The following is a 17,033-nucleotide window of genomic DNA, read 5'->3' on the forward strand; positions in this document are numbered from 1 at the left end:
AGGTTAGCTGGCAAACGTTGCGAGCAGTAAGTATAAAAACGGCAGAACGAATAAAAAGCTGTCAAACCTGTCCAAAATCCCGCCATGGCCAGGGAGAATTGTCCCTGAATCCTTCACATGATAATGACGCTTTAAAGCAGATTCCACAAGGTCGCCAAGCTGTCCAAAGATACTGAGTAAAAGAGTAATAAACATCACAAGCAGATATGATGGCAAAAATCCTGTAACCGCCTGAAACACAAGTGACAACACGACCGCCGTGACAATTCCGCCGATAAATCCTTCTACTGTTTTGTTTGGGCTGATTTCTGGCCAAAGCTTTCGTTTCCCCATAGATTTTCCAATAAAATAGGCTCCTGAGTCAGTAGACCAAATAATCACTGCTGCGAAGAAGATCGCACTCATGCCATATAAGCCTCTAATTTGGATAAAATAATAGAAACTAACGCCAATATATAATGTGGCTAATACAACAAAAGCAACCTCATCGAAAGTGAAAGAGTTTTTGCTCAAAACTGTATAAGTTAAAAGTATTAAGACTGCAAATAAAGCAATCTGCATTTTTGATGCGTCCACGTTTGGGAAGAAGCTGTTGTCTCCGCCCATTAAAAGCCAAAGCAATATTAAGCTGACAATACCAGGAAAGCTGAAAATCGAGATCTTTTTCATTCTTAAAAGCTCAAAGAGAGCGACACTTCCCATTAAATAAATCAGCAGGGTAAATGGCATCTGTCCATATATAACTGCAAGCAAAAAGACTGCAGCTGCCAAAACACCCGTCAAAATTCTTTGTTTCATCTGCACCACCCTCTAAATTCCACCGAACCTCCGGCCGCGGCGCTGGTACTCTCCGATAGCGCCTATAAGGTGCTCATCAGAAAAGTCAGGCCAAAGCACATCCGTAAAGACAAACTCGCTGTACGCAATTTGCCAAAGCATAAAGTTGCTTAATCTAATTTCTCCACTCGTGCGAATGAGCAAATCCGGATCTTGAAGAGATTCTGTCATTAAATAAGCTGAAAACATCTCTTCTGTGATGTCTTCTGCTCGAAGCTTACCTTCTTTGACCTTTTCAGAAATTTGTCTGCATGCGGAGACGATTTCTGTGCGCCCCCCGTAGTTGAGCGCAAAGTTTAAAACGAGCCCGTCGTTATTCGCCGTACTCTTTACTGCGTTCTCTACCGCTTTTTTCGTATGCTGCGGGAGGCCGTCTGGATCACCTGTTAAACGCACACGGACATTCTCCTCGATGAGTTCAGGCAGGTAGATGTTTAAAAATTCTTCAGGAAGTTTCATTAAAAAGTCTACTTCTAGTTTTGGACGTTTCCAATTTTCCGTAGAGAAAGCATACAAAGTCAGCACTTTGACATTTAGCTCATTTGCAAGCTTTGTCATGCGCTTGACGACTTTCATTCCTTCATGATGACCTGCTACCCGTGGAAGAGCACGTTTTTTCGCCCATCTTCCGTTCCCATCCATGATAATGGCGATATGTTCAGGAATTTCTCCATTTAATATGTCTTCTTTTGTCAGGCTTTCTAAGTTGGAAGCTGCTGTTTGCTGATTCTTCCAATTTTTGAGTATATTGAGCATGAGATTCCTCCATCACCCAAAAAGGTTGCGTTCCCGCTAAATAATATAGTCATCAACAGTATTAACAAAAAAACCCCCTGTAAACATGAAGAGGGTCTTTTCACTATTATCTATTGTACATAGTTTTTTCTTAAACTTCCATGATTTCTTTTTCTTTATCTTTCGTCACGTCATCAATTTTAGCGACATATTCATCTGTCAATTTTTGAACATCCTCTGTCGATGATCTTAATTCATCTTCAGTGATCTCCCCATTTTTCTCAAGCTTTTTCAAATCATCGTTTGCATCACGACGCACGTTACGAACAGCTACTTTTGCTTCTTCTGAGTATTTTTTTACGACTTTCACAAGCTCTTTACGTCTTTCTTCTGTCAGCGCAGGAATCGCAATGCGGATCACATTTCCGTCACTTGTTGGCGTGATGCCAAGATCAGACTTTTGGATCGCTTTTTCGATATCACCGATTGCTGTTTTATCGTAAGGTGTGATAATCAGCATACGTGCTTCTGGCACTGTGATCGACGCAATTTGGTTAAGCGGTGTTTGTGCACCGTAATAATCCACTGTCACTTTATCAAGCAGTGAAGCATTCGCACGGCCTGCACGAACAGTTGCAAGCTCACGTCCGTACGCTTGTACGGCTTTTTCCATTTTTTCTTTCGTTTGGTTCAACACTTCTTTTGACACGTTATTTCCCCCTCACGATCGTTCCGATTGATTCGCCGTTTACGGCACGTTTAATATTTCCTTCTTCCATAATGGAGAAGACGATTAATGGAATGTCATTGTCCATACATAATGAGGACGCAGTAGAATCCATTACAGCAAGCCCTTCTTTAAGTACATCAAGATATGAAAGCTTATCATATTTTACTGCATCCGCATCTGTACGAGGATCAGCACTGTAGACACCATCTACATTATTTTTCGCCATTAAAATGACATCTGCTTCAATTTCTGCTGCTCGAAGTGCTGCTGTAGTATCTGTAGAGAAATAAGGATTCCCTGTTCCAGCAGCAAAAATGACGACACGTTTCTTCTCAAGATGACGGATCGCTTTTCTTCTTATGTATGGTTCTGCAACCTGTCTCATTTCAATAGAGGTTTGCACTCTAGACTGAATGCCAAGCGTTTCTAGGCTGTCCTGTAACGCCAGTGAGTTCATCACTGTTGCCAGCATCCCCATGTAGTCTGCTGTTGCACGGTCCATTCCTAGATCACTGCCTGTCTTCCCGCGCCAAAGGTTTCCTCCGCCTACAACGACTGCAACTTCAACATCAAGCTCTGCAATTTCTTTTACTTGCTTTGCAATTGACTGAATGACAGTTGGGTTAATTCCATTTCCAGCATCACCCGCTAGTGCTTCGCCACTTAGCTTCAGTACAATGCGATTATATTTCGGTTTGCTCATGATAACCTCCAAGTGTATACTATACCGTCTCTTATTATGCGTAAGAAACTGCCTTTTGTAAATCAATATCCTCTAAAAAATAGGGAACACAGTGCTTGTGCTCCCTAAAAAAGCCCCAGAGAGCTTTTCAAACATTATTTTTTCACTTGGCTCATAACTTCTTCAGCAAAGTTGTCTTGACGTTTTTCGATACCTTCGCCCACTTCATAGCGAACATAAGTTTGAACAGTTGCGTTTTTCGCAGCTACAACTTGTTTCACTTTTTCATCTGGGTTTTTAACGAACGCTTGGTCAAGTAAGCAAATTTCTTCGAAGAATTTGTTTAGACGGCCTTCAACCATTTTAGCTACGATGTTTTCAGGCTTTCCTTCTTGAAGCGCTTGCTGTGTTAATACTTCACGCTCACGGTTTGCTTCTTCTTCTGACACTTGGTCACGAGAAATGTATTTAGGGTTTACAGCTGCAACGTGCATTGCGATGTCTCTTGCAAGCTCTTCGTCAGTTGTTCCGTTAAGAACAGCTAACACACCGATACGTCCGCCCATGTGCAGGTAAGAACCGAATGCAGCATTATCTTCTTTTGTGATGACAGAGAAACGGCGTAGAGTGATTTTCTCTCCGATTTTCGCAATTGCAGATGTGATATGCTCTTCAACTGTTGAACCGTTTTCCATTTTAGAAGCATGAGCTTCTTCAAGTGTTGCAGGTTTAGCAGCAAGCAAATGATCAGCAAGTTCGTTAAGAAGTGCTTGGAATCCTTCGTTTTTCGCAACGAAATCAGTCTCAGAGTTCACTTCTAGGATCACGCCTGTGTTGCCGTCAGTTTTGATAAGAGTTAATCCTTCTGCCGCAATACGGTCTGCTTTTTTCGCAGCTTTTGCGATTCCTTTTTCTCTTAGAAGGTCGATTGCTTTCTCGATGTCACCATCAGTTTCTGTTAACGCTTTTTTACAGTCCATCATACCTGCACCAGTTTTTTGACGCAGTTCTTTAACTAATTGAGCAGTAATTGCCATTTTACATTTCCTCCTTCTATGTTAAAACACGGATTACTAGGTGAAAAAAAGGTGATAAAAGGCATTTCCCTCTTATCACCTTTTGAATAGGTTACGCAGTTGTTGTTTCAGTTTCTGTCGTTTCTTCTACAACAGCTTCTTCTTCGCCTTGTTTAGACTCAAGAATCGCATCTGCCATTTTAGCAGTTAGAAGTTTTACAGCACGGATTGCATCATCGTTTGCAGGGATCACAACATCAATTTCGTCTGGATCACAGTTTGTGTCAACGATACCGATGATTGGGATATTCAATTTACGAGCTTCTGCAACTGCAATACGCTCTTTACGAGGGTCGATAATGAAAAGTGCATCCGGAAGACTCTTCATGTCTTTGATTCCGCCTAGGAATTTTTCAAGACGCTCTAATTCTTTTTTCAGTTGAACGACTTCTTTCTTAGGAAGAACTTCGAATGTACCGTTTTCTTGCATTTTTTCAATATCTTTTAAACGTTTAATACGTTTTTGGATTGTTTCAAAGTTTGTTAAAGTTCCACCAAGCCAGCGTTGGTTCACATAGAACATACCAGAACGGATTGCTTCTTCTTTCACTGAATCTTGTGCTTGCTTTTTCGTACCAACGAAAAGGATTTTTCCTCCGTCAGCAGCAAGGTTTTTCGTGAAGTTGTAAGCTTCCTCTACTTTTTTCACCGTTTTTTGAAGGTCGATGATGTAGATACCGTTACGCTCTGTAAAGATGTAACGCTTCATTTTTGGGTTCCAACGGCGAGTTTGGTGACCGAAGTGAACACCAGCTTCTAGCAATTGTTTCATAGAAATAACTGACATTTTGTTGCCTCCTAATATAATGGTTTTTTTTCCTCCGCTTAAGTCATGTTCACATAAAACTGCGCCACGGCAGCACCTTTATACGAATCATTAAGCGTGTGTATTTAACACCAAGAAATAATATAACACATGATGGACTGACAATCAAGAATCCTTTACAGCTTTCCGCTAAATTTTAATAAAAGCTCGATTTCTGTCTTGCCAGTTTTCATTTCTTTCGCTATTTCTTCTAGTGACCGCCCTTCATCATATAGGGTCTTCACTTGGTCCTCGAATGTTTCTTCTATTTCACTTTTAGAAGGCAGAGAAGCCTCTGTTTCAAGTTGTGGAACGGGTTCGTTTACCTTCTCTTCCTGCACCTCAACTTCGCTAAGGAGAGCCGACAGGTGCTCTGGTACGGGATCTTCACTTTCGACCGATTGCTGGGATTCAATTGGTGGTTGTGGCTGCTTTGGTGTCTGAAGATCCGATTTCAGCTCTTCAGCAGAAAAATCAGGGGAAGCGGCTGCCACTTTTGATAGTTTGTCATTCTCTTCTTTGACCTCCATCAAAAATGCAGCCAGGGTATTTTCCGTTTCTTCTAGAAGTTCTCGCTGCTTTTGTTCTGTTGCCTTCAGCGAATTCATTCTCGTATATAAAATAATCACAAAATAAATAAGTGCAGCATGAAGCATGAAGCTAATCAGCCATAACATATTTTTTCACTCACTAACTCTTTAAGATTGAATGGCTTTATCAAGCAGATGCTTAAGCTTGAACAAGGCCTTTGAATGAATTTGCGAAATGCGCGAAGTAGATAAATTGAGCACTTGACCGATTTCCGTTAATGTCAGTTCTTCTTTATAGAAAAGACTGATCACAAGCTTTTCTTTTTCTGAAAGCTCTGTGATTTTTTCAGAAAGCTGTTCAATTAATTCATCTTTCAGCATTTTCTCTTCTGGAGTCACAGACTTCTCGTCGCGAATCATGACTTGGACGTTCTCTCCGTCTTCTTGATCATGCAGCTTCTCATCGATTGAGAGCAGATTTGCAAAGAATCCTTCATTCATCGTTGTGACGACATCCTGTTCACTCATGCCGAGTTCCTCAGCCACCTCTGTCGGCGTCACATTACGCAAATAACGCTGTTCAAGCTTTTCAATAGCCGCTTCTACTTTTTTTGTTTTTTCTCTTGATGTACGAGGCAGCCAGTCCTCTTTACGAAGACCGTCGATAATGGCCCCGCGGATTCTGAAGGATGCATATGTATCAAACTTCAGATCTCTTCCGGGATCAAATTTTTCAAGGGCATCATATAAACCGAGCATCCCTAGACTGATCAAGTCTTCTTTATGCACTGACTTCGGGAGACCGATGGAAATTCTTCCAACATGATATGTGACGAGCGGCATATAGCGGCGCATAAGATCATCTCCAGCAGCTGGGTCTTTCCACTCTTTCCATCTAGCCCATAGCGCCTGATCTTCGTAATTTAAGGATTGCATCTTTATCCCCCTATACTTCCTTAGTTATATCTTCATAATGCCTTGCTTCACAGTACGGATCTCAAGCTCTGCCGTAAGCGGATCGAATTCGATCGTACGGCCACTGTTTCCGCCTGTATCCTCACTAATAATCGGGATATGATGAAGAGACAGATGTTCTTTTACAGCTGAAACGTTTCTAGGTCCAATTCTCATTAGATCATTGGTTGACTTAAACTTAAACATTTCCGCTCCGCCAGCAAGTTTTGCCTTTAGCGCATGTTTGCGTGCGCCTGCTTTTAAGAGCAGATCAATTGTATGCTTGACACCTGTATCTGCATATTTAGCCAAGTTCTCCACCGCCCCTTTTGAAAGAGAGGAATCTGGAAGCATAACATGGACAAGGCCTGCCAGCTTTTTGTCTTGATCAAACAAGACAAGCCCTACGCAGGAACCAAGACCGGATGTCCGAATGCGGTCCGGTGATTTAACAAGCTGAACATCCGCAATACCAACCTTTACAACTGCCGGAATTTGCACGTTCATTATAGGTTACCTAATGCTTTGAATAGTTTTTCGAACGATTCAAAGTCTGGTAATAGAAACATATTTCCTTTCAGCTCTTGCTTATTTTGATCATCAAAAATAGATGTATCAATCACAATCGCCTGATCCCCAAGAGGACTGAATTGCATCAACCCTTCACTAATGACAGCCCCGAACATATCGAGCGTGACATCTGGAACACTTGGGTAAAGCTGCAATTTGGTTAAATCGGCAAGGGCTGATAAATAAGAGCCCGCTAAAATATTTCCAAGTTCATGAAGTGCTGACGTCCCCATCTCATGTTCATGAATCGTATCAATATCAAATGCCGGATCCTGGACAAGCTCTCTTACAAATTGCTCTGCTTGCTCAAACGGCATAATGAAAAAGATTGAGCCGGTTAAATCCCCTTCCATTCGCAGGTAAATGCTTGCAACAGGAAGGTCTGCACCGCCAAAGAAATCCATTAAATCTTCAAACGAGAGAACCTTGACAAAAGGAACAGCCATATCGATTTTGCGATCCAATAGGTTGGCAAGAGCAGACGCTGCGTGGCCTGCCCCGATATTCCCAACCTCTCCTAAAATATCTAGCTGTTCATCTTTAATTTCGTTGAAAATGCTCATTTCACATCCCCCTTAATGAACAGGTGCACCTTGAACGCTCTTGTCGAGGACAGCACCGGCATGAATGATATTGAAAAGACGCTGATCATGCTTAATGATACCTGTCACCCATGACTGTCCTTCTTTTTCAGCTGATTCAGGAGAAGATTCTACTTCTTCCTGATGGACGGTTATGACATCATTTGCTTCATCAACAATCCAGCCGACTTCAATGTCACCAACTTGTACAATGATCATTCTTGTTTCATCTGTAATTTCGTTGTCAGTAGAACCAAGTCTGACTCTCAGGTCAATGACAGGTGTCACGACACCGCGTAAATTAATAACACCGCATATATAAGGGGCAACGCCAGGAACTCTTGTCGGCTGCTGCCATTTTTCAATGGACTTTACTTCTGATACTGAAATGGCGTATTCTTTTTTGTTTACGATAAACACAATCATCTTTTCGCCAGTTTTGATATCTGTACTCATTTCAGACCGCTCCTCTATTGTTTTTTACTTGATCAGTGCATTACAGTCAACGATGAGTGCAACTTGACCGTCACCTAGGATCGTTGCGCCGGATATCGCAAATACGTTTGGCAGATAATCTCCTAGTGATTTCAATACAACCTCTTGCTGACCAATAAATGAATCGACCACAAATGCTGTCAGCTTGTCTCCTTTACGAACAACAATGATGTGCAGTTCTTCCTCTAATTCATTCGCATTTGGTACGTGGAATTGTTTCTTCAAGTACACGACCGGTACGATAAATCCGCGGAAATCAATCACTTCACGATCATGCGTTTGCAGGATGTCACTTTTCTTAATGACAGCCGTTTCAATAATAGAAGAAATCGGAATCGCAAATGTTTCCTCTTCTAGTTTTACAAGAAGAACGGAAATAATCGATAATGTAAGAGGAAGCTGAATCGAAAATAGTGAACCCTGTCCTTCTGTTGAGTTAATGCTTACAGATCCGCCAAGTGATTCCAGCTTGTTTTTCACAACGTCAAGACCTACACCGCGGCCTGAGATGTCAGAAATCGTGTCAGCTGTAGAGAATCCTGCTGCAAAGATCAATGAATCAATTTGATGATCTTCAAGCGTTTCTGCTTCTCTTTCTGTAATAACCCCGCGCTCTAATGCTTTTTCAAGCACCTTTTTACGGTTAATCCCGCCGCCATCATCTTCTACTTCAATGAAGACATGGTTTCCGCTATGGTACGCTTTTAATAGAACCGTACCTTTTTCCGGCTTGCCTTTTTTCACACGTTCTTCTGGTGATTCAATCCCGTGATCTAGACTGTTTCTGAGTAAATGCAAGAGCGGATCACCAATTTCGTCGATCACTGTTCGATCAAGCTCCGTCTCAGCACCCTCAATAATAAGCTCAATTTTCTTATTAAGCTCTTTCGTCAATTGACGAATCATACGCGGGAATCTGTTAAAGACAGTTTCCACAGGTACCATTCTCATGTTCAGGATGATTGATTGCAGGTCTCCAGAAATACGAGTCATTCTTTCGACTGTGTCTGTGAGTTCGTTATTTTCTAGTTCTTTCGCAATCTGCTCTAATCGGCCTCTATCAATCACAAGTTCTTCAAATAGATTCATAAGAGAATCAAGACGGTCGATGTTGACACGAATTGTTTTCGTTCCGCCGGCAGCTGCACCGTTATTGCCATTTGCTTTTGGCGCATCATTTGCTGGCGCTTTGGCAGCAGGAACGGATACTTCTTCTTTTTTCTGTTCAGGCTGCGCCTCTTGCTTTTCAGCTGGAGCTGCTTCTTCAAATGCGGAGACTTCAGAGATCTCAACCTTCTCAACCTCTGAAATCGCAGTGACGATTTTCTGCACTTCGTCCATCGGCTGTTTAGAAAGATAAGAAATGCTGAATTCAGATTCAAAATCTTCTGATTCTAACAGTTCTGCATTTGGAACGGTTTTGACAACCTCGCCTGCTTCATTTAATCTTTCAAAAATCATATAGACACGAACGGCTTTTAGTAAGCACGCTTCACTTAATGTCACGTTGAGTTCATAGCATTTGAAGCCTTGCTCTCTCGCTTCATCAAGAACTGTTCGTTCAAATTCGTTATAATCTAAGTCATTAGCAGCAGCTGATGCATCTGCTGTTTCAACGCTTGAAGCTGCCTCAGCATGGCTTCCTGTCACATCTAGCTTTTTACTAATCTCTGTGACATCACGTTTCCCGTCTCCTCCTTCTGCAATCGATTGAACCATTGCTTCAAGATGATCGAGTGCTTCGAACATCGTATCCATTGACTCAGGAGTGACAATCATTTGTTCATTACGGATAGCATCAAACATGTTTTCTAAATGATGCGTTAAGTGAGCCATATCATCAAAGCCCATCGTTGCACTCATGCCTTTCAATGTATGAGCCGCTCTGAATATATCATTCACTAGCTGCAAGTCGGTTGGGTTCTTTTCTAAATCAAGAAGTTTTTCATTACAAGTTTGTAAGTGTTCTCTGCTTTCATCTAAAAAGATATCTAAGTATTGGTTTACATCCAACGTGTTCACGCCCTCTCTTTTTTCATGGAGCTTATAATTGCATGTGCGATGTCATCCACATGCCTTGTTTCATGTGCAAGGCCTGCTTTAATGACTGATTTAGGCATTCCGAAAACAACACATGATTCTTCTTTTTCTGCAATGACTTTCGTATGACCGCTTGCGACCATTTTTTTGACACCTTCAGTACCGTCACTGCCCATACCTGTCATAATGACAGCGATTTTCTCGTAACCCTTTATGCTGCTGATGGATTCAAATAAATAGTTAACAGATGGCTTGTGCCGGCTTTCCGTGTCTTCAGGGGACAGCCTGATAACAAGTGACCCCCCTTGGTCATGAAGTGACATATTCATTCCACCAGGAGCTATGTAAGCCACTCCATTTTTCGCGATGTCTCCATCTTGCGCTTCTTTAATCGTAATTTGTGATAAATGATCTAATCTAGTAGCAAGTGATGCCGTGAATCCTGCTGGCATATGCTGCACAATCAATATAGGTGCCTCGATGTCCTTAGGCAGCTTCGTTACGACTCGTTGAAGTGCCCTTGGCCCTCCTGTAGATGTTCCGATAGTAATAATCTTTCGGAGTGAGCTGCCTTTTACAGATGGCAGCCGGGGTGCAGCCACTGGACTTGGCGGCTTTATCACCGGCTTAGGAGACATCTTCTCTTCAGTGCGTTTCCTTGACAGTCCTGCCGCAAGTACCCGCTCTACAATTTGCCCCCTCACTTTGTGCAAATCGAGCGAAATACTTCCCGAAGGCTTTGTCACAAAGTCAAAAGCACCGAGTTCTAAGCAATGGATGGTTAAATCTTTTCCTTGCTTTGTCTGGCTTGACACCATAATCACGGCAAGGTCGTGTTCAGCCAGAATTTGCTTTAATGCTTCTGTCCCATTTAAAACAGGCATTTCCACATCTAATGTGACAACATCTGGATTCAGTTCCTTGATCCGTTTTAAGGCATCTTCCCCATTTCGCGCCGTTCCGACGACTTCTATTTCTTGCTCGGCACTTAGAAAATCACTAATGAGCTTTCTCATAAAGGCCGAGTCATCTACTACTAGCACTCTAATCATGAGTCCACCTTCCTCCTTTTAAAAAAAGAGGACAACTTATCTATAAACGTATGCTGTTCTCTCCGTGCCTCTCTTATCTGCTGATGATATAGTGTTTCTGCCAGCATCTTAATGGTTTTACTCAGCCTTGAATGAGGCTGCTTCATATAAAATGGAATTTGTTCTGATACTGCTTTAGGAACCGCAGGATCATCAGGCACAGCGCCAGCAAATACAAGTTTTCTGTGAAGAAAAGATGTGACCACTCCTGCTAATTTCCGGTAGGTTTCAGACCCTTCTGAGGGGGTTTTGCACCGGTTAACAATGATTTGCACAGACCGTTCAAACTGATGAATGGCTAAGTGTTTAATCGCGCTGTAGGCATCCATGATGGATGTTGGCTCTGGCGTAGTCACAACGACCACTTCTCCTGCCGATAAGACAAAAGGCAGCTGATCTTTTGACAAGCCGGCTCCCATATCAAAGAAAATACAATCGAAGTCCTGCATCATTCTTTCCATCTCTTCCAAAAAGAACGACCATTGATCTTTATCTAAAGAAAACAGCTGTTCAAGCCCGCTTCCGCCAGAAATGTAATATAGGTTATCCGTTCCTTTTGTCATGGCTGCTTGGAAGGATTTTTTTCTAACGAGAACATCTAATATAGAACTAGTCGATGTTTTCCCTAGTAAAATATCAATATTCCCCATCCCAAAATCAAGATCAATCACTAACACTCTTCTCTCTGTACTTGCGATAGACAGTGCCATATTCAGGGTCAAATTCGATTTACCTACCCCGCCTTTACCGCTCATGACGGCAATGGTTTTTGCCTGTCCGCTGGCGTTAAGAGGAGCCGGTGTGATCATTTGACTCTGCTGAACTAGTTTTCTTAACCCTTCTGCTTGGTCGGGCTTCATGATTGTAAAACCATCCTTGTTAGTTCAAGAGGCGAGCCTTCGAGAATATCCTCAGGCACATTTTGACCATTTGTTAAAAAACCAAGTTTGATTTGAGAGTCAGCAATGATTTGAAAAATGGTTCCCATCGTGTCCGTTTCATCTACTTTTGTAAAAATGAATTGATTGATTGGAACGTGTTCAAAGCGTTTGACCATGGCTTTCATGTCTTGATACTTCGATGTAGCACTCATCACGAGAAAACTTTGAATGCTCTCATCAAATGGAATAATGTCGGTCAGCTCTTTAATATACGCTTCTTCTTTAAAGTTACGGCCTGCTGTATCGATGAAGATATGATCATACTCTTTAAAGGTCTCTTGGGCTTTTACAAAATCCTCTCTTGAATAACAAACCTCAAGCGGTGCATTCAGCAGTTCAGCATATGTTTTCAGCTGTTCGATCGCTGCAATCCGGTACGTATCGGTTGTAATAAAAGCAATTTTCTTTTGCTGCTGAATGGCCGTTTTAGCAGCCAGCTTTGCAATCGTTGTCGTTTTACCAGCTCCAGTTGAACCGAACAAAACAATGTATTTTGAAGAAATCATCGGCTCATCAGAGGTTTTAGCTGGCAGCATATCTGTCAGCAGTTGTTCAAGTTCTTTTTTTATGTGATTTTCTTTAACCGCACCCTTTGTTAAAAGACCCTTCAGGCATTCGTCTCGAATGGCATCATCAAGTCCTTGATCCTTTAGCTTTTGATCGATTGCTATGAGAGGATCAGGCAGAATACCCGCATGCCGTTCATTCCTCACATATTCTAAAGGCTGGGTATGAGAAGGCGCTGGTTTCGCCGCCTTGGGAGCAAATGAAGGCTCTTCGGGCAGCTTTTGAACTTGTTCCTTTTTTGGTAATACTGGAAGAGGCGGCGCAGGGTTTAACCCTTTACCAGCTCTTTCCTCGAAATCTTGATCCAGCACTGCAATCACTTCGACCATTTGCTGTTTCTTCAAACCTAACAGTTTGCGTTTGACAACGGTTTTAGAATTTAAAATAACGGCATCTTTCCCAAGCTGCTGCCTGATTTGAATCGTTGCCTCCTGCATAGAATTTGCTGTGATTTTTTTCATTTTCATTAGATATCCACCACTCCGATGCTCTGTACTTCCACATTTGCTTCTAGTTCGTTATAAGATAGTACCGGTAAATCTGGGAAATATCTTTCTAACAACTGCTTAACGTACATTCTTATAGGAGGTGAGCATAATAGAACCGGCGTTTCCTGACGAAGCGAAAGCTGTTCAATTTCTCTCGCCACTGATTGAATCACACTTTCAGAGGATTCTGGATCTAACGATAAGTAGTTTCCATGCTCTGTCTGCTGAACGCTGTCTGCAATCACCTTTTCTACTCGGCCTGAGCATGTCACGACTTTGAGTGATTCATTTTCTCTTGCATACTGTGCGGTAATCTGTCTTGCGAGCGCCTGTCTAACATACTCTGTTAATAAATCTGTATCAGTCGTTAATTTTCCGTAGTCTGCAAGCGTCTCAAAAATGGTGACAAGGTTTCGGATAGAGACCTTTTCTTTCAGCAGCTTCGCCAGTACTTTTTGAATATCACCGACTGCCAGCGGATTTGGTGTTACCTCATCCACTAAGACAGGATAACTTTCTTTCAGATGATCGATTAATTGCTTCGTTTCTTGGCGTCCGAGCAGTTCGTGTGTGTTTTGTCTAATCTTCTCTGTGATGTGAGTAGACACAACAGACGCTGGGTCCACAACCGTATAGCCTAGCATCTCAGCCTGATCTTTTTCTGCTTCTGATATCCATTTAGCCGGCAGGCCAAAGGATGGTTCGATTGTTTCAATTCCTTCAATCGGATCATCATCAGGCGTTGGGGACATCGCTAAGTAGTGATCAAGCAGCAGCTCACCTTTTGCTACTTCGTTCCCTTTAATTTTTAACCGGTATTCATTTGGGTTCAGTGCAATATTGTCCCTGATCCGGACGACTGGAATGACAAGACCAAGTTCGAGGGCAAGCTGCCTTCGGATCATCACAATTCGGTCTAACAGGTCACCGCCCTGATTTGCATCAGCGAGCGGGATGAGGCCGTAGCCAAATTCAAATTCAATGGCATCCATTTGCAGAAGATGAATAACACTTTCTGGACTTTTCATCTCTTCTACCTCTGCTTGTTCCTCCAGTACCTCTTCGATTTCTTCTTGGTCTTGTTTGTTTTTCGACATCAGGTATGCGCCAAGGGCAAGTAAACCTGCGATCGGCCCTGTCAAAAGGATGCCGATTGGTGTAAACAGCCCAAGAAGGAAGATCGTGCCTGCTGTCACATAAAGCATGGCTGGGAATGCAAAGAGCTGCCCTGTAATGTCTGATCCAAGGTTTCCGTTAGAAGCGGCTCTCGTCACGACAATCCCTGTTGCCGTTGAGATGAGGAGTGCCGGAATTTGCGAAACGATTCCGTCCCCTACCGTTAATAGGGTAAAGTGAGAAGCTGATTCTTGAATCGACATTCCTTGCTGAAGCATCCCGATAATGATTCCAAATATAATATTGATGATGACGATGATAATACCTGCGATGGCGTCCCCTTTAACGAACTTACTGGCACCATCCATCGCTCCATAAAAGTCTGCTTCTCTCGCTACTTTTTCACGGCGGTTTCTTGCTTCACTTTCGGTCAGCATTCCTGCATTTAAATCTGCGTCAATACTCATTTGTTTACCTGGCATCGCATCGAGTGTAAATCTTGCCGCAACCTCTGATACACGCTCTGCCCCTTTTGTGATAACAATAAACTGAATGATGATCAGGATAAGGAAAACAACAAGACCAACGAGGACATTTCCTCCAACAACAAATGAACCGAACGTTTCGACAACCTTTCCAGCATCTCCTGTTGAAAGAATAGAACGTGTTGTAGAGATGTTTAGCCCTAAACGAAACAGCGTTAAGAGCAAAAGCAACGATGGAAAAATTGAAAATTGCAGTGGTTCTTGCATGTTCATTGTGGTGAGAAGCACGATAAGCGCAAGAGAAATATTAATAATGATTAAAATACTTAACAAAATGGGCGGAAACGGTATGACCAGCATCGCCACAATTAAAATAACACTGAATAAAACAGATAAATCTCTTGCTGACATGCCTGTTCTCTCCTTTTAAAACCAAAAATTCATAAAATCTTTTGTTTCGTTTTATAGACGTAAGCTAAAATTTCTGCGATGGCCTTAAAGTATTCTTCCGGCACCGCTTGGTCGATGTCGACCTGATCATAGAGCGCACGGGCAAGCGGGCGGTTCTCTACAGTCATGACATCATGTTCTTTCGCAATCGTTCTAATTTTCAAAGCCAAAATATCCGTTCCCTTCGCCACAACATAGGGCGCGTCCATTTTTTCTTCATCATACTTTAAAGCAATGGCATAGTGGGTTGGGTTTGTAATGATGACGTCCGCTTTTGGGACTTCCTGCATCATCCGTCTCATGGCCATTTCCCGCTGACGCTGTTTAATCTTTGATTTGATGAGCGGGTCACCCTCTGATTTTTTATACTCATCTTTGATGTCTTGTTTGGACATCCGCAAGTTTTTTTCATAATCAAATTTCTGATACATATAATCAAGCCCTGCCAAAATCAAAAGAGCACCAGCAGCATACAGCCCCATAATTAAGGTCATATTTGCAACGAAATGAAGGGTTTCCTCTGCTGTTAATAAAGGAAGCCGCAGAATTTCGTCAAAGTGCATCCAAAGAGCGATAAATGTCGCAAAGCCAACAAAGCCAATTTTCAAAATGGATTTTAATAGCTCTACGAGGGCTCGAATACTGTATATCCGTTTAAACCCTTTGATTGGGTCAAGCTTTTCTAATTTCGGTTTGATCACTTCTGTTGAAAAGAGAAAGCCGACTTGTAAATAGTTACTGATAATCCCCGCCAGCATGCCAACACCAAGGATTGGCATGAGGAGGAGCCCTGTTTCTTGAAGCAATTCCAAGAATAATTGATGAATATTAGATGTGCTAACTTTCATTAGCATGGTTGTTGAATAAAAACGTTCTATGAGCGCGATAATCCGCTCTTTCATAAAAGGCCCAATAAAAAAGAATGATAAAAAGATTAATAGAAATGAGATGGCTGTATTGACGTCGGTACTTTTGGCAACCTGTCCTTTTTTACGTGAATCCCGCCTTTTTTTCGGCGTTGCTTTTTCTGTTTTTTCACCTGCGAAAAATTGCAAGTCTAGTCTAAGCCTTGTCATCATGACGAACCACCGACCAATGCTAAGAAATTCCTCATGGTGAGTACAATCGTTTCAAATGTATTTTGGACAACACCGAAGATGACGCCCATACAGATGATGATCATAATAAAACTCACACCCATTTTAATAGGAAGTCCAACCACAAATACGTTCATTTGCGGAACTGTACGTGCCACAATCCCCAGCGCCAAATCGACTAAAAACAGACTTGCCACGACAGGTGCCGAGATTTGAAAGGCGATGATAAACATTTGGTTGAAGCTCTTTGCGATAAAGTAAGCAAAGGATTCACTGCCGAAATTCAGCGCGTATTGATCAACTGCAATGTATTGAAAGCTGTAATAGATTCCATCAAGCAGCAAGTGATGTGCGTTTGTTGCCAGCATCAACAGCAATGTGACCGTATAAAAAAACTGTCCCATCAGCGGCGTCTGCGCCCCTGTTTGCGGATCAATAATATTGGCAATCGCAAAACCCATTTGAAAATCAATGAATGAGCCGGCAATCTGAACAGCGGACACCATGATGTATGCAATCAGCCCAAGCAGAAGCCCGACCATTGCTTCTTTCACCGCAAGCATCATATAAAGGCCGTCTATGTCGAGTGCTGGCGGTTCTTTTATGGTGCTAAAACTAATGACAGCTAAAAACAGGGAGAATCCAACTCTGTGTACAGCTGGGATCGTTCTATGCGCTAAAAGCGGTACTGTCACAAAAAAAGCGGTGATCCGAATAAAAACTAAAAGAAAAGCAGGGAATAATTCTATGATTGACATCGCTT

The 17,033-nt window shown here is 42.2% G+C and carries 18 protein-coding genes; all 18 read right to left on the reverse strand.

The features are described from left to right. Positions 1 to 3 precede the first annotated feature (3 nt). The gene (locus M1D84_RS10795; RefSeq protein WP_024424148.1) at positions 4 to 798 is read right to left on the reverse strand and encodes a phosphatidate cytidylyltransferase; all 795 of its coding nucleotides are present in this window, start codon (positions 796 to 798) and stop codon (positions 4 to 6) included. A 12-nt stretch (positions 799 to 810) separates the two neighbouring features. Further along, the gene (locus M1D84_RS10800) at positions 811 to 1,593 is read right to left on the reverse strand and encodes an isoprenyl transferase (RefSeq protein ID WP_024424149.1); all 783 of its coding nucleotides are present in this window, start codon (positions 1,591 to 1,593) and stop codon (positions 811 to 813) included. 130 nt (positions 1,594 to 1,723) lie between these two features. Then, on the reverse strand, positions 1,724 to 2,281 hold the full coding sequence (frr, locus tag M1D84_RS10805) for a ribosome recycling factor (protein WP_024424150.1): 558 nt from the start codon (positions 2,279 to 2,281) through the stop codon (positions 1,724 to 1,726). 1 nt (position 2,282) lies between these two features. Then, positions 2,283 to 3,005 carry a UMP kinase gene (pyrH, locus tag M1D84_RS10810; RefSeq protein WP_008344767.1) on the reverse strand — a complete coding sequence of 241 codons (723 nt, stop codon included), beginning with the start codon at positions 3,003 to 3,005 and terminating at the stop codon, positions 2,283 to 2,285. Between the two features lie 134 nt (positions 3,006 to 3,139). Then, positions 3,140 to 4,021 carry a translation elongation factor Ts gene (tsf, locus tag M1D84_RS10815; protein WP_024424151.1) on the reverse strand — a complete coding sequence of 294 codons (882 nt, stop codon included), beginning with the start codon at positions 4,019 to 4,021 and terminating at the stop codon, positions 3,140 to 3,142. Between the two features lie 91 nt (positions 4,022 to 4,112). Next, positions 4,113 to 4,847: a 30S ribosomal protein S2 gene (gene rpsB / locus M1D84_RS10820; RefSeq protein ID WP_024426991.1), complete on the reverse strand. Its 735-nt coding sequence runs from the start codon at positions 4,845 to 4,847 to the stop codon at positions 4,113 to 4,115. Between the two features lie 155 nt (positions 4,848 to 5,002). Then, on the reverse strand, positions 5,003 to 5,542 hold the full coding sequence (locus M1D84_RS10825) for a hypothetical protein (protein ID WP_024424153.1): 540 nt from the start codon (positions 5,540 to 5,542) through the stop codon (positions 5,003 to 5,005). A 21-nt stretch (positions 5,543 to 5,563) separates the two neighbouring features. After that, positions 5,564 to 6,331, reverse strand: coding sequence for a FliA/WhiG family RNA polymerase sigma factor (locus M1D84_RS10830; RefSeq protein WP_024424154.1), 768 nt, complete (start codon positions 6,329 to 6,331; stop codon positions 5,564 to 5,566). A 24-nt stretch (positions 6,332 to 6,355) separates the two neighbouring features. Next, positions 6,356 to 6,856, reverse strand: a complete 501-nt coding sequence (locus M1D84_RS10835) for a chemotaxis protein CheD (RefSeq protein WP_024424155.1) — start codon at positions 6,854 to 6,856, stop codon at positions 6,356 to 6,358. Beyond that, positions 6,856 to 7,482 (reverse strand): chemotaxis protein CheC, encoded by a 627-nt coding sequence (locus tag M1D84_RS10840; protein ID WP_458106496.1) that lies wholly within the window; start codon positions 7,480 to 7,482, stop codon positions 6,856 to 6,858. Before M1D84_RS10840 ends, M1D84_RS10835 begins: the two co-directional genes overlap by 1 nt. A gap of 12 nt (positions 7,483 to 7,494) precedes the next feature. Next, the gene (locus M1D84_RS10845; RefSeq protein ID WP_024424157.1) at positions 7,495 to 7,956 is read right to left on the reverse strand and encodes a chemotaxis protein CheW; all 462 of its coding nucleotides are present in this window, start codon (positions 7,954 to 7,956) and stop codon (positions 7,495 to 7,497) included. A 24-nt stretch (positions 7,957 to 7,980) separates the two neighbouring features. After that, positions 7,981 to 10,008 carry a chemotaxis protein CheA gene (locus M1D84_RS10850; RefSeq protein ID WP_024424158.1) on the reverse strand — a complete coding sequence of 676 codons (2,028 nt, stop codon included), beginning with the start codon at positions 10,006 to 10,008 and terminating at the stop codon, positions 7,981 to 7,983. A 5-nt stretch (positions 10,009 to 10,013) separates the two neighbouring features. Next, positions 10,014 to 11,087, reverse strand: coding sequence for a protein-glutamate methylesterase/protein-glutamine glutaminase (locus M1D84_RS10855; protein WP_024424159.1), 1,074 nt, complete (start codon positions 11,085 to 11,087; stop codon positions 10,014 to 10,016). Further along, entirely contained in the window at positions 11,084 to 11,989 is a 906-nt protein-coding gene (locus M1D84_RS10860) for a MinD/ParA family protein (RefSeq protein WP_024424160.1), read from the reverse strand. The genes M1D84_RS10855 and M1D84_RS10860 overlap by 4 nt, the downstream gene beginning before the upstream one ends. Next, on the reverse strand, positions 11,983 to 13,101 hold the full coding sequence (gene flhF / locus M1D84_RS10865; protein ID WP_024424161.1) for a flagellar biosynthesis protein FlhF: 1,119 nt from the start codon (positions 13,099 to 13,101) through the stop codon (positions 11,983 to 11,985). Before flhF ends, M1D84_RS10860 begins: the two co-directional genes overlap by 7 nt. Continuing rightward, complete coding sequence (gene flhA, locus M1D84_RS10870) at positions 13,101 to 15,134, reverse strand: flagellar biosynthesis protein FlhA (protein ID WP_044330616.1); 2,034 nt, start codon at positions 15,132 to 15,134, stop codon at positions 13,101 to 13,103. Before flhA ends, flhF begins: the two co-directional genes overlap by 1 nt. A gap of 29 nt (positions 15,135 to 15,163) precedes the next feature. Next, positions 15,164 to 16,252 (reverse strand): flagellar biosynthesis protein FlhB, encoded by a 1,089-nt coding sequence (gene flhB / locus M1D84_RS10875; RefSeq protein WP_029706524.1) that lies wholly within the window; start codon positions 16,250 to 16,252, stop codon positions 15,164 to 15,166. Beyond that, positions 16,249 to 17,028, reverse strand: a complete 780-nt coding sequence (gene fliR / locus M1D84_RS10880; RefSeq protein WP_024426982.1) for a flagellar biosynthetic protein FliR — start codon at positions 17,026 to 17,028, stop codon at positions 16,249 to 16,251. Before fliR ends, flhB begins: the two co-directional genes overlap by 4 nt. Positions 17,029 to 17,033 lie beyond the last annotated feature (5 nt).

Source organism: Bacillus sp. PK5-006 (assembly GCF_054161415.1).

Coding starts and splice junctions, on each gene's coding strand:
- M1D84_RS10795 (WP_024424148.1), bottom strand. CDS start 798: ATGAAACAAAGAATTTTGACGGGTGTTTTGGCAGCTGCAGTCTTTTTG.
- fliR (WP_024426982.1), bottom strand. CDS start 17,028: ATGTCAATCATAGAATTATTCCCTGCTTTTCTTTTAGTTTTTATTCGG.
- rpsB (WP_024426991.1), bottom strand. CDS start 4,847: ATGTCAGTTATTTCTATGAAACAATTGCTAGAAGCTGGTGTTCACTTC.
- flhB (WP_029706524.1), bottom strand. CDS start 16,252: ATGATGACAAGGCTTAGACTAGACTTGCAATTTTTCGCAGGTGAAAAA.
- tsf (WP_024424151.1), bottom strand. CDS start 4,021: ATGGCAATTACTGCTCAATTAGTTAAAGAACTGCGTCAAAAAACTGGT.
- flhA (WP_044330616.1), bottom strand. CDS start 15,134: ATGTCAGCAAGAGATTTATCTGTTTTATTCAGTGTTATTTTAATTGTG.
- M1D84_RS10830 (WP_024424154.1), bottom strand. CDS start 6,331: ATGCAATCCTTAAATTACGAAGATCAGGCGCTATGGGCTAGATGGAAA.
- pyrH (WP_008344767.1), bottom strand. CDS start 3,005: ATGAGCAAACCGAAATATAATCGCATTGTACTGAAGCTAAGTGGCGAA.
- M1D84_RS10855 (WP_024424159.1), bottom strand. CDS start 11,087: ATGATTAGAGTGCTAGTAGTAGATGACTCGGCCTTTATGAGAAAGCTC.
- M1D84_RS10800 (WP_024424149.1), bottom strand. CDS start 1,593: ATGCTCAATATACTCAAAAATTGGAAGAATCAGCAAACAGCAGCTTCC.
- M1D84_RS10840 (WP_458106496.1), bottom strand. CDS start 7,482: ATGAGCATTTTCAACGAAATTAAAGATGAACAGCTAGATATTTTAGGA.
- flhF (WP_024424161.1), bottom strand. CDS start 13,101: ATGAAAATGAAAAAAATCACAGCAAATTCTATGCAGGAGGCAACGATT.
- M1D84_RS10845 (WP_024424157.1), bottom strand. CDS start 7,956: ATGAGTACAGATATCAAAACTGGCGAAAAGATGATTGTGTTTATCGTA.
- M1D84_RS10825 (WP_024424153.1), bottom strand. CDS start 5,542: ATGTTATGGCTGATTAGCTTCATGCTTCATGCTGCACTTATTTATTTT.
- M1D84_RS10835 (WP_024424155.1), bottom strand. CDS start 6,856: ATGAACGTGCAAATTCCGGCAGTTGTAAAGGTTGGTATTGCGGATGTT.